This window comes from Anaerosporobacter mobilis DSM 15930 (assembly GCF_900142955.1).
GTDB classification, from domain to species: Bacteria; Bacillota; Clostridia; order Lachnospirales; family Lachnospiraceae; genus Anaerosporobacter; species Anaerosporobacter mobilis.
The window spans coordinates 636229-652425 of record NZ_FRCP01000005.1; the positions used below are offsets into that span (position 1 = coordinate 636229).

General features: G+C 34.6%; 11 protein-coding genes. 3 read left to right on the forward strand and 8 right to left on the reverse strand.

Features of this window, described 5'->3' with window-relative positions; all coding sequences use genetic code 11:
* Window positions 1-111 precede the first annotated feature (111 nt).
* On the forward strand, window positions 112-1113 hold the full coding sequence (locus BUB90_RS02715; protein WP_073282457.1) for a hypothetical protein: 1002 nt from the start codon (window positions 112-114) through the stop codon (window positions 1111-1113).
* Between the two features lie 382 nt (window positions 1114-1495).
* Here BUB90_RS02715 and BUB90_RS02720 read toward each other — a convergent pair whose 3' ends face one another.
* The gene (locus BUB90_RS02720; protein WP_073282459.1) at window positions 1496-2461 is read right to left on the reverse strand and encodes a methyl-accepting chemotaxis protein; all 966 of its coding nucleotides are present in this window, start codon (window positions 2459-2461) and stop codon (window positions 1496-1498) included.
* A 401-nt stretch (window positions 2462-2862) separates the two neighbouring features.
* On the opposite strand from BUB90_RS02720, the gene BUB90_RS02725 reads away from it, so the two are divergent.
* A complete protein-coding gene (locus BUB90_RS02725) occupies window positions 2863-3609 on the forward strand; it encodes a phosphotransferase family protein (protein ID WP_073282461.1) in 747 nt (248 codons plus the stop codon).
* A 141-nt stretch (window positions 3610-3750) separates the two neighbouring features.
* Here the strand turns inward: BUB90_RS02725 and BUB90_RS02730 are convergent, their stop codons facing one another.
* Genes BUB90_RS02730 through BUB90_RS02745 form a run of 4 tightly spaced genes read right to left on the reverse strand, consistent with a single transcriptional unit; the run spans window position 3751 to window position 8952 of the window.
* Window positions 3751-5484: a phospho-sugar mutase gene (locus BUB90_RS02730; RefSeq protein ID WP_073282463.1), complete on the reverse strand. Its 1734-nt coding sequence runs from the start codon at window positions 5482-5484 to the stop codon at window positions 3751-3753.
* Between the two features lie 18 nt (window positions 5485-5502).
* The gene (locus BUB90_RS02735) at window positions 5503-6567 is read right to left on the reverse strand and encodes an SGNH/GDSL hydrolase family protein (RefSeq protein ID WP_242952465.1); all 1065 of its coding nucleotides are present in this window, start codon (window positions 6565-6567) and stop codon (window positions 5503-5505) included.
* Between the two features lie 47 nt (window positions 6568-6614).
* Window positions 6615-7790 carry a glycoside hydrolase family 130 protein gene (locus tag BUB90_RS02740; protein ID WP_073282465.1) on the reverse strand — a complete coding sequence of 392 codons (1176 nt, stop codon included), beginning with the start codon at window positions 7788-7790 and terminating at the stop codon, window positions 6615-6617.
* Entirely contained in the window at window positions 7780-8952 is a 1173-nt protein-coding gene (locus BUB90_RS02745; protein WP_073282467.1) for an AGE family epimerase/isomerase, read from the reverse strand. Before BUB90_RS02745 ends, BUB90_RS02740 begins: the two co-directional genes overlap by 11 nt.
* A 306-nt stretch (window positions 8953-9258) precedes the next feature.
* Between BUB90_RS02745 and BUB90_RS02750 the strand changes: the two genes are divergently transcribed.
* Complete coding sequence (locus tag BUB90_RS02750) at window positions 9259-10239, forward strand: helix-turn-helix transcriptional regulator (RefSeq protein WP_073282469.1); 981 nt, start codon at window positions 9259-9261, stop codon at window positions 10237-10239.
* Between the two features lie 159 nt (window positions 10240-10398).
* On the opposite strand, the gene BUB90_RS02760 is transcribed toward BUB90_RS02750, so the two are convergent.
* The 3 genes from BUB90_RS02760 to dapF form a co-directional block, all read right to left on the reverse strand.
* Window positions 10399-11760 (reverse strand): GH1 family beta-glucosidase, encoded by a 1362-nt coding sequence (locus tag BUB90_RS02760; RefSeq protein ID WP_073282471.1) that lies wholly within the window; start codon window positions 11758-11760, stop codon window positions 10399-10401.
* Between the two features lie 386 nt (window positions 11761-12146).
* The gene (gene adhE / locus BUB90_RS02765; RefSeq protein ID WP_073282473.1) at window positions 12147-14774 is read right to left on the reverse strand and encodes a bifunctional acetaldehyde-CoA/alcohol dehydrogenase; all 2628 of its coding nucleotides are present in this window, start codon (window positions 14772-14774) and stop codon (window positions 12147-12149) included.
* Window positions 14775-15273: 499 nt separating this feature from the next.
* Window positions 15274-16110 (reverse strand): diaminopimelate epimerase, encoded by an 837-nt coding sequence (gene dapF / locus BUB90_RS02770; protein WP_073282475.1) that lies wholly within the window; start codon window positions 16108-16110, stop codon window positions 15274-15276.
* Between the last annotated feature and the right edge of the window lie 87 nt (window positions 16111-16197).

Consider the following 16197-nt stretch of genomic DNA (forward strand, 5'->3'; position numbering starts at 1 on the left):
ATGGAGATATTCTTACTTAATAGAATATCTCCGTATCATTTACTCCTTCTTTGTTATACTATACATTATTAACTAGATTTAAATGACTATTTCGTTTTACAAGGAGATACTATGCCAGCTTTTATTACACATTACTTATATGGGGTTGATATGTATCAGACCCTCACAGCAAGTGAAATCAAAACTATCTTATATCATAATCAAAACGCCTACAAACTTGGTCTGCAAGGTCCCGATATATTCTTTTTCGATATATCCCTTATCTTAGGCCCTTCCGAATATAATGTAGGAAATCATATGCACGAACATAGAGTATCCCTGTTCTTTCGAAATTATCTGAATAAACTCTCTACATTAACAGGTTCAGAATATGATTGTGGCCTTGCTTACCTATGTGGATTGCTTGCTCACTATTCCTTAGATGCACATATACACCCCTATATCTATCATAGAACAGGTTATTCACCTGACATTAGTGATTCGAATGTCACTTCTTTTTGTCAACACGGTACATTAGAAGCCATTATTGATAAGCAACTATTGCTAGAGCGAAAGGGACTATCCCCCTCTAAGTTCTATCCTTCTAAGACAGTATCTCTATCTTATAAAGATAAGGCAATTATTGCAAACTTACTGAGTATCAGTATTAACCAAACCTTCCATTCATTTCTCCAAGATACGGAGAAAGATTCCAGAATAACAAGCCCTTCTAAGATTAAAAAAGCAATCACCTTCATGAAAATCGAAACTTTATTCTTGCACGATCAAACAGGAAGAAAACGACGAACGATACGTGCCCTTGAAAATTTAGTAAAACAGGAACCTATCGTTTCATCTCTTATGATCAACGATACCCTTATTGATACCATGGATGCATGCAATCTTAGCAAATCCACTTGGCAAAACCCATGGGACACTAGCATTGAATCATCAGACTCTATCTATGATTTATATAGTAAGGCAGCCATCTTTTATCAAAATATTCTCTCACATATTACCGCTTACCTTAATAGTAAATCCAGTGGGTTAATTGATTATACTAGGTTCGATCGACTCGTAGAAGCAATTGGTAATCGCTCGTACCACAGTGGCCTAGATGTAGGTAATTGTTAGACGAAAATAAGAAGGCAGTGTCTATTGAAAAAGACATTGCCTTCAATTAAACCCACATCTTGCCGATGCTATCTCCTAGATAAGTTATAAACTTAATATTGACTTTCTCTCTTCTCCTTCGATAAAGACAATATTACAATATGGTAACGCATTCTTTGTAACTGCTGCTAATATGATGTCTTATTCTTCTATCATAACCGCAGCTTCTTCTATATTATAATTCACATACCATCATCTTAACCATACCATGGCAGTTGGACTCTTTTGCACTTCAACTTTAATTGTTGTAATCATTTCACCGTAATATACTCCGCCTTCTACAATATCAATCTTCTATTATAGTACGGTAGTTAATTACTCGCATCTAATTTGTAATATAGCCTTATACCTCTTTGATTTCTTCATCAACTAGATTGTCAAGTTGCTTTAGGAAATCATTTACTTCACATAGCAAGGCTGATTTATTAGTCATCTTCTCATTCAAAGTATCTAATTTGCTACCTAATTTATGTATTACACTAGCTATATCGGTTGTATCATTGCCAATAGATTGAATTTCACTCCCAGTATCACCGATTTGGGATACAATCCTATCACTGAATTCTTTTACTTCCTTCGTATACTCTGTAACTTGCACAAAATTAGTCTTAACATCATTAGCATATGTAAGGTTCTCTTGAATTGTGCCTTTTGTTTTTTCAATTTCTTTCTTTAAACCATCTAAACTATCAAACAATGCTTGTACCGATTCATCTATCCCTGATACCAACTTCGTTGTTGATGTAGATAACTCACGAATCTGTTCTGCTACAACTGCAAATCCTCTTCCGGCATCACCCGCTCTAGCAGCTTCAATGGATGCGTTTAACGCTAATAGATTTGTATTGGAAGCTATCCCTGTAATATTCTTTGACATTTCTTGAATGTTCTCAAAATTTTTCTCTAATGTACGAAATGTATTCGTAATATTACCTAATTGATCGCAACTTTGTTCTATATAATTCGATAGTGTTCCCATCTTATTATCCGCTTCTGTTATTGCATCATCTGACTTTGAAACGATATCATTCACTTGACTCGCATATAAATGAAAATCTTTGAAATTCTTTTGTCTATTGTCTAAATTCTCATTCATGTTTCCAAGTTGTAATGAAGTTGATTCAAAACCTTCTTTAATCTCTTCAAAATATTTTGATATATCACCTTCCTCATTCATTAAACACTCAATTGAATTTTCTATGTGCTTTACTCCTAATTGTATGTTTTTTGCCTTCTCTTTCACTTCTAGTTGCTGATTATTCATACTATCAGGGTTACTTGATTGTTTACTTTTCTTAAATATACTCATAATGGCAAAATTACTCCCTTCCAAAGTCTTTGAACTAGTTTTCTATTGGCATTCTTACTAAATATAATTTTGTCATATTTGTATATACTAGTTCATATACTGTTCTTTGTTTTGTTTATATTTTACCATACATCTGCTTCAATTTCTAGCTATTTCTTGACTTTTGTTTATATATTTTAAACATATTGTATTGTTTTATTGCAAATATTCATCTTTTTTAAGCAATATGATTATCTTTTTATATCGAATTTTGTTTTTTTATATATTTTTTATAATTTTACTCCTAATAGACTATACTTTTTAAGCAGTTTGTAGTATAATATAATCAATCCAAAAGATTACTAACATGTAACATAATGGTAAACTTAACAGGTAAGACAGCAACGAGAGGAGCGATTCATATGAAGTTAGAAAACTTAATATCTAAAGGTACAAATGCAAATGTATACCGAGATGGGGACATTGCAATTAAAGTATTTAATAAAGATTTTCCTAAAACAGAAGTATTGAATGAAGCGTTAAATACCTCACGAGTCGAAGAAACAGGATTAGATATCCCAAGTATAAGCGAAGTATCCATCATCGATGGACAATGGGCTATTAGCATGAATTTCATTGAAGGCAAGATTCTATACCAATTAATGAAAGATAATCCTGACAAATTGCAATCCTATATTGAACAAATGGTGGACTTGCAATTAGAGATTCATTCCAAACGATCTCCACAGCTTAATAAGCTCAAGGATAAGATGGTTCGTCAAATCAATAGTCTTGATTGCATTGATAACATTAAGAAATATGATTTATTAACCAGACTAGATGGAATGCCAAAACATACCAAAGTATGTCATGGTGATTTCAATCCTAAGAACATCATCGTATCTAACGATAAATTATACGTTTTGGATTGGGTGCATGCTTCACAAGGAAATGCCAGTGCTGACGCTGCAAGAACTTATCTTCTATTATCATTAGATGATCCAAAAGCTGCAGACTTATATCTAGATTTCTTCTGCAAGAAGAGTCAAACAGAAAAACGTTACGTACAGACTTGGTTGCCAATTGTCGCTGCTGCACAATTAACGAAAAACAAACCAGAAGAAAGAGAATTGTTAATGAAATGGTTAGATGTAGTTGAATACGAATAAACCATTCATTTCCTTCATAAGACTATCGGTTACATAGATATCAATAAACACATAGAAAATACTCGCAAGTAAACTAAAACTATGAAAAAGGTCGAGGGACCAATTTGATATAATTCAAATTGGTCCCTCGACCTTCTCTATTTATTTTGTCTCTTCTGCAAAATCGTTCATCGCTTGTTTTAACTTTTCAAGTTGTTCTTTGCCCTCTTCTAAGGACTTCGCTTTTACTCCCATATAAAACTTAATCTTTGGTTCAGTTCCAGATGGTCTCACACAACACCATACATCATCTTCTAAATCAAAATACAGAACGTTTGACTTTGGTAATCCTGTTGTAGTTTTTTCTGATGTCCCATAATTAATTACTACATCATTCTCATAGTCACGAAGTGCTTTTACTTTCGTATCTGCTATGGATAAAACATTCTCTGTACGGAAACGATCCATAATGCGATTAATTCGTTCTGCACCATCTTGCCCTTTTAAAGTAATCGTATGCAAGTCTTCCATGTAGTAGCCATATTTATCATAGATACGTAGCATCTGATCCCACAAAGTAAGATTATGTGCTTTGTAATATGCTGCTGCTTCGCAAAGAGCCATAACAGCGGATACTGCGTCTTTATCTCTTGCATAGGTTCCGATTAAACAACCATAACTTTCTTCAAATCCAAAAAGATATTGGTATGAATTTTGTTGTTCAAAGAATTTAATCTGTTCTCCAATATATTTGAATCCAGTTAAGGTTTCAATACAAGCTAAACCATATTCCTTGGCTACGGCTAATGCCATATTACTCGACACAATCGTTGTTACTAGTGCACCGTTATTAGGCATCTTATTAAGCTCTTTTCGTTGCGATAAGATATACTCACAGATTAACATTCCAGACATATTACCAGTGAACGATACATACTCTCCAGTTTGTGTATTCTTAGCATAGATACCAAGACGATCAGCGTCTGGATCTGTTGCTAGAATAATGTCCGCATCTACCTTCTTTGCTAATTCAATTGCCATAGCAAACGCTTTCGGATCTTCTGGGTTCGGATAACTAATGGTTGGGAATCTTCCATCTGGTTGTTCTTGTTCTGGTACAACATATACCTGTTCAAACCCAATTTCTTTCAAGATTCTAGTAACCGGAACGAGTCCTGTTCCATGTAATGGTGTATATACAACTTTAATTTGCTTTGCATATTCACGAAGTTGCTCTGGATTTAGTACTAACTCCTTCATCTTGGCGATATATTCGTCATCGATATCGCTTCCGATTACTTCATATAGTCCCTTTTCCTCTGCTTCTGTCTTTGCCATTGTTTTAACAACTGCATAATCAGTGATTGCATTCACTTCTGCAATTATCTCAGCATCAAGAGGAGCTGTTATCTGTGCACCATCTTCCCAATATACCTTATATCCATTGTAATTAGATGGGTTATGGCTAGCTGTAATAACTACACCTGCGATACAACCTAGTCTACGTACAGCAAAAGAAAGTTCTGGCGTTGGACGTAAAGATGGGAATACATACGCTTTAATACCATTAGCCGCAAAACACAATGCCGTTTCTTCAGCGAACTCTCTTGACATTAAACGAGAGTCATATGCAATTGCAACACCTTTTTCTTCTCCAGCTTTCTTGCATACATAATTTGCTAAACCTTGTGTTGCTTTCCTAACTGTATAGATATTCATACGATTTGTTCCATTACCAAGAACTCCTCGTAATCCACCTGTTCCAAAAGCTAAATCACGATAGAAACGATCCTGAATCTCTTGCTCATTTCCCTTTAATTCAAGTAACTCTTCTCTTGTTTCGGTATCAAAATACGCATTTTCACACCACTCTTTGTATTTCTCTAAATAACTCATATAGACCTCCTAAAGTCATCAACCATTCCATATCTCATCACCAAACGACTGAATAAATTCACTTAATTCATCTGCCATCTCTTCAGCTTCCAAGATACGTATATGTCCTGGTGTACCTTGGCCGTTTTTCTTATATAAAAAATGTACAATTTTCTCATCGCCGAGCCCTTCACATACCTCATCAATTGCTCTATCCCAGTTAGAATGATGATTCAATATAGTTGTTGACAGTATAATTAACGCATTTGGATATGTTTTACGAATATTCTTAATCCATTCTGCGTATCGAATTCTCCACTGACTCGCCTTTTCTCCTTGATAATTCTCTTTCATATAATCAACTGGATTGTTATCATTCTGACCAATTGCAACAACTACTACATGCGGCACATATTTAGTAAAGTCCCAAGGAGTCTTTGGACCTAATTCTGAATAATAGCGCAATTTATCCCATGTATGTTCCATTCCATAGTAATGTGGTGCACCAAACCAACCAGTCCCATCTAAAAGTGATATTCCACCTTGTGCAATATCATGAATCTGAGCTTCTAATTTTCTTGCTGTCATCCACGCATAGGAATACCACGAATTAGAATATTCGCCATTATGCTTTGGATCCGGTTTTCCGATATAATCTATTGCCTCAGATAACTCTCCTGCTGAAACCGAGTCACCATATACTTCTATACGTCTAGTTGGAAATGAAGGAGCCGAGTTAACGACAGCTCCTTCATCTATAATAAACCCAAAAAGCGTGAAGTAATGACAAGCATCCATACGTTTAAAAAGGATTATCTCATGTTCTTTGTCCTCTAAATTATCTTTTAGTAGTAAACATTCCTTATCTTGCCCTTGGGACAACTTAACTTTCCCTTGTTTGCCATCAATTATATATCCAATATAGTTATCATAATAACAATGCATGTTACTTATTATGACGCGTATTGTGGTACCTGTAAACGTAAACGTAACAAAACTACAGGCATATACAAACACTGGTTCTAATTCATTTGTTAAGTCAATACGTCCACAATATTGCATTTCTTTTGCATTTGGTAATATTACTTCTCCTGGCATTTCCATGATAATCACAAACCTTTACTAGAACACTTGTAATACATAGCACTCTTTTATTTTTCATCTTTTAAATATTCAAGATTTTTTCTAATTAATTCGCATCTTTGTTGTACACAATCAGGTGAACGTAATGGATCTTCTGGTGTATTGAACACATAGTCAACTAGTTTATCAATAGTTGTTGTTGCTACATGCATTCTTGTATCAGAAGAAGCATAATAGATATATACGTCACCGTTATCTCTTGCAATTGCTCCGTTCGTAAACACAACATTAGATACATCTCCAACTCTTTCTGATGCTAATGGTGCAATTAAGAATCCAGATGGTTCAGCGATAACTTTCCATGGCTCTTTAAGATCTGTTGCAAATGCATAGATAACATAGCGAAGACCAGCAGCCGTATTACGTACACCATGAGCAATATGGATATATCCTTTATCTGTCTTAATTGGAACAGCACCTGCACCATTCTTAACTTCCGTAATTGTATGATATTTTCTGCAACTTGTAATAATTTCTTCATCAATGACTGCATGTTCAATATCATCGCATAACCCAAAACCAATACCACCGCCTGAACCAGTGTCAATAAAATCATCCATTGGTCTAGTGTAGAATGCATATTTACCATTCACGAACTCTGGATGTAATACAACGTTTCTTTGTTGTGGGGAACGTAGAGTCTTTAAATTATCAAGACGCTCCCAGGTCTTTAAATCCTTTGTTCTTACAATACCAGCTGCCGCAACTGCTGCAGATAAATCATTAGCACTTGTATCTTTGCTTTCTGAACAGAACGTACCATAGATATATCCATCTTCATGTTTTGTTAATCTCATATCATAAACATTAGTTTCTTCTTTACAAGTGTCTGGTAATTCAACGGGATAATCCCAGAATTCGAAACCATCAACCCCATTGTCACTCTCTGCAACACCAAAGAAAGACTTACGATCATTTCCTTCAATTCTTGCAACCAGATAGAATTTTCCATTCAATTCAATTGCTCCCGAGTTCATAACAGCATTCACACCTATACGTTCCATAAAGTATGGATTTGTTTCTACATTCAAATCATATTTCCATGTTAGTGGAATATGGTCTCTCGTTAATACAGGATTTTCATAACGATCATAGATTCCGTTGTAGAAATCTGCCACCTTATTCTTCTTGTTAATTAATGCATTGTACTTTTCTAATTCTGTATAATAATTTTTATGCAACATCTATATTCCTCCTAATGATTTCAAAACACATTCTTCCGTTGTGATATGGGCATTTCCATGGCTCAACAATTGGTTTGCTTGTATCTGGTAGATGATTATCATCTAATTGCCAGTACCATTCTGACCCTTCTCTTTGGTCTTCTAGTTTTGTTTTAATATATTCTAAGATATCTTTGGCAGCTTCCTTGTAGCGTTCGTCGTTTGACTTTTCATAGGCATTGAAGAAACCAACCACTGCTTCTGCTTGAACCCACCAAACTCTCATACGATTAACATTTCCTTTTTCACATTCATTCAATAGAGAATGGTCAACATAAGCCACCTTATAAATCTCGTCTTCCAAAATACTTGTAATACGGTGCATTCTCTTTGTTAACTCTGCATCATTAAGTACTTCGCAACCTCTATCAATCAACCATGCTGTTTCTATGTCATGACCATAGGAATGTAAATCGAGAATACTATTCATATTCTTGTCAAAGAATACTTCTTGTCTGCGTAATTCTTCATTGAATACTTGCTTCTCGAATACGTCCATTATGAAATATAATTTTTTAGCAACTTGCTCATCCTTCGTTACTCGATACAACTCTGTGTAAGCTTCAAACACATGCAACAAAGTATTCATTGTTTTCTCAGCAATTACACCATTTTCTGATAACTTATCATTATCTTCTGGTTTAAAATCATATGTAAATGCCTCTAAATATCCTACTTCATCCGTGCAGTTTGATTCTATGATTCTATACAAGTCATAAGCAATTTTTAGTGCCTCTTCCTCTTTGGTTGCATCATAATAGGAAGCTAACGCATAGATTGCAAACGCTTGATTATAGGTATGTTTTGTACTATCAAATACGGTACCATCATAATTTAATGACCAGTATACGCCTCCATATTCTTTATCAATACAATACTTCTTTAAAAATTCATACGCATGCTTTGCATAAGGTAACAACTCCGTATCCTTAAGTGTCAAATATGCATTTGAGAAGAACCATAAGATTCTACTATTTAATATACAGCCTTTAACAGCCTTTTTATCTAAATTCAACTCAAAATCTAACCAGCCATAAAAACCACCATATGTATCATCTTTTAGATTTTCCCAAAATGGAAGGATTTTATCATTCAGCATTCGATTGGCTTCTTCTACGAACATTCCTACTCCTCCTCGCCTTTATTTCATCGTAAGTATTAGCTTTTGTAAACCCAGCTACCGTTCTACTTAATCGCTAATCCGCTAATAAATTATCCTTTTTAGCTTAATTTAATTTTATACTTTGCTTAATTTTTAATCACTCTACTATCTTGACTATTTTTATACTATCTTGGCTTTTTACTGTTCTTAAAAAGGTTTGTTAATAAATTTTCCCTCATTTACGTATCTTGCATTCTTATCAAGTATTAGGTATACTAAATTTAAGTTAAATAATCGAAATTTTATTATCACAAGAGGAGGATATCTATGTCAACATTTGCAAAGCGTTGGAATCGATCTGTTTTATCTCTTCATTCTTCCTATACAGATGCTTTTTACCAGCCTAATTTAAACACAAGAATTTCATCAAGAAAAATCTCCTCTCAAAACATTTCTTTAGAGGATTTCTTGAAAGAATCCTACATCCCTTCTCCATCCACCCATGCTATAGAATCCCTTTACTATCTTGAGATATTAGCTAAGACAACACGCAACTTTCCATTTACTATAGAGATGAAAGATTTGGACTCTTTCCTTTTACTATACACCAAAAAGGGCCGGTATCGCTTAACTTATGATAACAAGCAATATGTAATAGGAGATAACTCTTTTATATTTCTTGATTGTTCAAATTATCTCAAACTAGATTTATTAGAACAAAATTGGGACTTTGAAATCCTGTTTCTCAATGGTCAGCAAATTAACTATTACTATCAATTGTTCCTAGAGAATGGTATTCCTTATTGCAATTGCATTCCTAGTGATGATAGTATAACAACCTTACACAAACTATTTTCTTACGAAGAAAACAATTCAATCACAGTGGAATTAATACGTTCGTCATTATTAACGTCATTACTAACTAATATCATCCTTACCAAACATGTAGATTGTAATCAAAGTAGTTATGTACCTAATCATATCAAACAGATGATGACAATTCTCCAAACTCGTTATACAGAAAAACATACTCTTGACTCTTTGTCTGAGGAGTTAAATTATAACAAATACAAGTTAGCAAAGGATTTCAAACGCTATGTTCATAAATCTCCTATTGACTACCTAATTGATCGTAGGATGGAGGTTGCTAAACAACTCCTTCTTACAACAAACAAAACCGTTAATGAAATAGCGGAATCAATCGGTATAGCTAACACACCTCATTTTATCCACTTATTCAAAAACCACACGACCTTAACTCCACTACAATATCGAGAAAAAAAATCACACTATGAAGATTTAATATAATTTCTTCATAGTGTGATTTATTCTTTTTATAGTCTTATTCTTTTAAAAGTTTTATTTTATTTATAGCTTTATTTTTTATAGTTTTATTCTTTTTATAGTTTTATTCTTTTTACAGTTTTATTCTTTTTACAGTTTTATTCTTTTTACAGTTTTATTCTTTTATAGATTTTTTCCTTTATTCATAATAACATCACGATACCAATATCCTGAATCTTTAATTATTCTTTTCTGCGTTTCATAATCAACATATACAAGTCCAAAACGTTCTGTATAACCACAATTCCATTCAAAATTATCCATCAGTGACCATTCAAAATAACCTCTGATGTCAACGCCCTCATCTTTTGCTTTTCCTACTTGTAATAAATAACGATTCAAGAAATCGATGCGGTTTGGATCATGTACTTTACCATCTAGGGATATCGTATCATGACAAGACATTCCGTTCTCCGTTATGAATATTGGATGCTGATAGCGCTCATACAAAAACTTAGTGCCCCAATATAAACACTCTGGTGTAACCGGCCAATTTGTTGCTGTTTTAGCAAACCCTACCTCACGATTTACATACTCAGGTAAACCGTCTGCTCCCATCTTAACTTGAAATCCATTGTACATATTTTGACCATAGAAATCAAGTGGCTGTGCAATTAGCTTCATATCCTCCTTTGTTATGTTCGGCAAATACTTACTATACTTACGGAGACCTTCTTCTGGATATTCTCCTAGTATAACAGGATCACTCCACCAACTAACATTCCAAGTCCAACCTTCCTCTATATCCGGGCATCGGAAGAAACTTTTTCTTGCTGCCTCTACATCTTCTGGTTTCTCACTCGCAGGATAACTAACTCCAGCTGTCGGCGCATAGCCTACTTCTATCGGTTGTTTTGCATGCTCTCGCAACATTCTAGTAGCTTGTCCATGTGCTAGTAAAACATTATGTGCCATCTCAAATGTATCTCGGATTGGCGCCTTTAGACCCGGTGCATGGACTCCGTTAAGATATCCTAATCCAATAAAGCACTGTGGTTCATTCAAGGTAAAATATTTGGTAACACGATCCGAGAAATAGGTTGCAACTATTTTGGCATATTCACCAAACCATTGCACGATCTCCCTGTTTAGCCAGCCACCTTTGCGGTATAAGGCGTATGGTAATTCCCAATGATACAAGGTAATGTACGGTTCAATTCCATTCTCTAATAAACAATCAATCAAATTATTATAAAATTGAATTCCTTTTTCATTAATCTTCCCAATTCCGTCTGGCAGAATTCTTGCCCAATTAATTGAAAAACGATAGGCACGTATGCCCAATTGCTTCATGATAGCGATATCTTCTTTATAACGATTATAATGATCACAAGCAATATCGCCAGTGTGACCTTCCATAATCTTACCAGGTTCACGTACATAGATGTCCCATATATCATCACCCTTACCATCATCTTTAGTTCTTCCTTCTATTTGATAGGAAGAGGTAGCAACTCCCCATACAAAATCTTCTCCAAACGACATAATCATTCCTCCTATTTATGATTGATAATCATCTTATCCTAAATGAATTTCTTATATACGGCTAACGAAACTAATTACCAGTTAGCTTTAGTTAAATGTGATGTAGAACATAGAAAGAGGGTTTTTGACACCCGAATCAGTAATTAATATTAAATTACAATTATAGTATTGAGGTACTTCTATGTCAACCCAATAAAATAGAGGTTAGAAGCGGCTATTTTTACATATTACTTTCAAATATTCTAGATTATATATACGTTCACAAGCAACTAAAAAAGACAATCTTCAAGGTTTTTATGTGGATACACGAATCTTATATATCCGTGTATCACACACAAACCAATTGAAGACTGTCTTCTTAATATTGCTTAAAAGTCACGTATGATTTATTTACCGTAGTAAACTTTTAAATACATTTCTTTCATTTCTGACATTAATGGATATCTTGGGTTAGCACCTGTACATTGATCATCAAATGCTTGCTCAACCATCTTATCTAATGTTTCTAAGAAGTATTTTTCATCTACGCCGTATTCAGCGATAGTTTTCTTAATACCAACTTTAGCTTTTAATTCTTCAATAGCTTTAAGTAAGTTATCGAATTTTTCTTGATCGTTCTTACCTTGAATTCCAAGGAAGTTAGCAACTTCAATATATCTTTCCATACAATGTGGATATTGATATTGAGAGAATGTTCCCATCTTAGTTGGAACGCTTACAGCATTGAATTTCATTACTTCAGTGATTAACAATGCGTTAGCAACACCATGTGGTAAGTGGTGGAATGCACCTAATTTATGAGCCATAGAGTGACAAATTCCAAGGAAAGCATTAGCGAATGCCATACCAGCCATTGTTGAAGCATCAGCCATTTTTTCTCTTGCTGTTTCATCTGCTGCACCGTTTTCATATGCACTTGGTAAGTAAGCGAAGATATTCTTCATAGATTTAAGTGCAAGACCATCTGTATAATCAGTAGCCAAGATTGATGCATAAGCTTCTAATGCATGAGTAAGAGCATCGATACCTGAAGCACTAGTTAATCCTTTTGGTTGGTTCATCATCATGTCAGCGTCAATAATTGCCATGTTTGGAAGTAATTCGTAATCTGCTAATGGATATTTGTGACCAGTCTTTTCATCAGTGATAACTGCGAAAGGTGTAACTTCTGAACCAGTACCTGAAGATGTAGGAACAGCGATGAAGTATGCTTTTTCACCCATCTTAGGGAATGTGTAAACACGTTTTCTAATATCCATGAAACGCATTGCCATATCCATGAAATCTGCTTCTGGATGTTCGTACATAACCCACATAATCTTACCAGCATCCATTGCTGAACCACCACCGATAGCGATGATACAATCTGGTTCGAAAGCTCTCATAGCTTTAGCGCCTTCTTTTGCACATTCTAATGTTGGGTCTGGTGCTACTTCATAGAATGTAGTATGTTGGATACCCATTTCATCTAATTTATCTGTTACGCATTTAGTGTAACCATTCTTGTATAAGAATGAGTCAGTTACGATAAATACTTTTTTCTTGCCCATTACGTTCTTAAGTTCATCAAGCGCTACAGGAAGACAACCTTTCTTAAAGTAAACTTTTTCAGGTGCTCTAAACCAAAGCATATTTTCTCTCCTCTCTGCTACTGTCTTGATGTTGATTAAGTGTTTAACTCCTACGTTTTCTGATACAGAGTTTCCACCCCATGATCCACAACCAAGAGTTAATGATGGAGCTAATTTGAAGTTGTATAAATCACCGATACCACCATGTGAAGATGGAGTATTAACAAGAATTCTACAAGTCTTCATTGCTGCTGCGAATTGATTAATCTTTTCTTTACCAGTTCCAACATTTACATAAAGTGAAGATGTATGACCATAACCACCATCAGCTACAAGTACTTCTGCTTTAGCAACTGCTTCATCAAATGATTTTGCTTTGTACATAGCTAAAACTGGAGATAATTTTTCGTGAGCCATTTCTTCTTCGATTGCTACCGATTCAACTTCTGAGATAAGAATCTTAGTTGCTTCTGGAACATCAAATCCAGCTAATTTAGCGATAGTAATCGGTTTTTGACCAACGATTTTAGCGTTAAGAGCTCCATTGATAAGGATTGTTTTTCTAAGTTTTTCTGTTTCTTCAGGTGTTGTGAAGTAACATCCTCTATCTGCGAATTCTTTCTTAACTGCTGCATAGATTTTATCGTTAACGATAACAGATTGTTCTGATGCACAGATCATACCATTATCGAAAGTTTTTGAATGAATAATTGAGTTAACTGCTAATTTAACATCACAAGTTTCGTCCATAATTACTGGAGTGTTACCTGCACCAACACCAAGAGCTGGTTTACCTGATGAGTAAGCAGCCTTAACCATACCAGGACCGCCTGTAGCTAAGATGATATCTGCACTCTTCATAACTTCGTTTGTTAACTCTAATGATGGAACATCAATCCAACCAATGATTCCAGCTGGTGCACCTGCTTCTACTGCTGCATCAAGAACAACTTTTGCTGCTGCGATAGTAGAATTCTTAGCACGTGGATGTGGGCTGATGATGATAGCATTTCTAGTTTTTAAAGCGATTAATGTTTTGAAAATCGCTGTTGAAGTTGGGTTTGTTGTTGGGATAACTGCTGCAATTAAACCAATTGGTTCAGCAATTTTCTTGATTCCAAAACTAGTATCTTCTTCAATAACACCACATGTTTTAGTGTCTTTGTATGCATTATAAATATATTCTGCTGCGTAGTGGTTTTTGATAACTTTATCTTCAACAATACCCATACCAGTTTCTTCAACTGCCATTTTAGCTAGCGGGATTCTTTGTTTGTTAGCAGCTGTTGCAGCAGCTAAGAAAATCTTATCTACCTGTTCTTGAGTATAAGTTGCGAAAATTTTCTGTGCTTCTCTGATTTCGTTCATTTTTGCAACTAATGCATCAACGCTGTCAACTAATCCAGTTGCTTGTACTGTAGTTTGTTCTTCTTTTTTTGCCATTACGATTATCCTCCTAATTTTGAAATCATCCTGTTATCAGTAGGGGGGTGCTTCCTCCGATACAGCTTCATAGATATAAACTTATTAATTACTAAAAATAAAATACGTTACTAAAATTATAACCTCTTTTTATTTCTTTCATTTATAACAATGTTATGCGTTAAAATATTAACAAGTTTTTATGTGTTGCTATTTTGTTTATCTTTTAACAATGTTTATTTTATATTATTGTTAATTGTTTGTCAATGTACACATTAATCAAAAATTCGATAATTTTTTTAATTTTTTAGTCATTTTAACAAATTGCCATTATTTGTTTGCCTCCATTTCCACTCTCTGTTAATTTAGTTGTATGAATCCATTCGGCTTTAGTAAAATTGTACAAAAAAGAGCAAGAATACTCGAATAGTCTTCTTGCTCTTATTTTCATTATTCATAATTAAACGGGTTACTTCCATCGTTGTAACGAATCCTGAATGATATAGTATCTATATTGGTTCTATAATCCCCCCCAACTGCCTTCAAAAACGGTTTCAGTTGGTCCGCGCATGGAAATTATATCATTGGATTCATTCCAATCAACTGTTAGAATTCCTCCATCTAGTACGACGTCTACTCTCCGGTCCGTATAGTCGTTCATTATACTAGCCACCACACTTGCGCATGCCCCAGTACCGCAAGCCAAAGTAATACCAGTTCCGCGCTCCCAAACTCTCATACGTATAATGTTATTCGTGATAACTTCAACAAATTCAACATTTGATTTCTTAGGAAACATAGGATGTTTCTCTATCTTCGGACCAATATCTTCAAGCTTAACTTCTCTAATATCCTCTACAAATAGTACTGTATGTGGGTTTCCCATAGAGACACATGTTATATGATATATTTCCCCGTCAATTTCTATTTTTTCGTTCTTTATTATCTCTTTATCAGATATAGCAGGAATCTTAGTCGATAATAGCTCTGGTTTTCCCATATCAACTGTTACCATTTTAACAATTTTATCTTCCACTTCCAAGAAAAGTCGTTTCACTCCTGATAACGTCTCTATTAGAAGTTCTGTTTTTTCAGTTAGTTTGTTATCATATACGAATTTTGCTACACACCGAATCCCGTTTCCACACATCTCAGCCCTTGATCCATCGGCATTATACATATCCATCATAAAGTCAGCAACATCAGATTGTCTAATTAATATCAAACCATCCGCACCGATACCATAGTGTTGTCTACTCATCTGTACTGCTAACTGTTCAGGATTATCAACGGTCTCAGTTATGGCATTAATATATATGTAGTCGTTTCCAAGTCCGTGCATCTTAGTAAACTTCATGTATCTACAACCTTTAGCTTCGATTATTCTATGTTTATGCTAAGATGTATATGATGATACTTGTTTTTAATGTAATTATTCAGAATT

Bases quoted from the DNA above. Each gene is read 5' to 3' on its own strand.
- BUB90_RS02715 (WP_073282457.1), top strand. From the start codon at position 112: ATGCCAGCTTTTATTACACATTACTTATATGGGGTTGATATGTATCAG.
- BUB90_RS02720 (WP_073282459.1), bottom strand. From the start codon at position 2,461: ATGAGTATATTTAAGAAAAGTAAACAATCAAGTAACCCTGATAGTATG.
- BUB90_RS02725 (WP_073282461.1), top strand. From the start codon at position 2,863: ATGAAGTTAGAAAACTTAATATCTAAAGGTACAAATGCAAATGTATAC.
- BUB90_RS02730 (WP_073282463.1), bottom strand. From the start codon at position 5,484: ATGAGTTATTTAGAGAAATACAAAGAGTGGTGTGAAAATGCGTATTTT.
- BUB90_RS02735 (WP_242952465.1), bottom strand. From the start codon at position 6,567: ATGGAAATGCCAGGAGAAGTAATATTACCAAATGCAAAAGAAATGCAA.
- BUB90_RS02740 (WP_073282465.1), bottom strand. From the start codon at position 7,790: ATGTTGCATAAAAATTATTATACAGAATTAGAAAAGTACAATGCATTA.
- BUB90_RS02745 (WP_073282467.1), bottom strand. From the start codon at position 8,952: ATGTTCGTAGAAGAAGCCAATCGAATGCTGAATGATAAAATCCTTCCA.
- BUB90_RS02750 (WP_073282469.1), top strand. From the start codon at position 9,259: ATGTCAACATTTGCAAAGCGTTGGAATCGATCTGTTTTATCTCTTCAT.
- BUB90_RS02760 (WP_073282471.1), bottom strand. From the start codon at position 11,760: ATGTCGTTTGGAGAAGATTTTGTATGGGGAGTTGCTACCTCTTCCTAT.
- adhE (WP_073282473.1), bottom strand. From the start codon at position 14,774: ATGGCAAAAAAAGAAGAACAAACTACAGTACAAGCAACTGGATTAGTT.
- dapF (WP_073282475.1), bottom strand. From the start codon at position 16,110: ATGAAGTTTACTAAGATGCACGGACTTGGAAACGACTACATATATATT.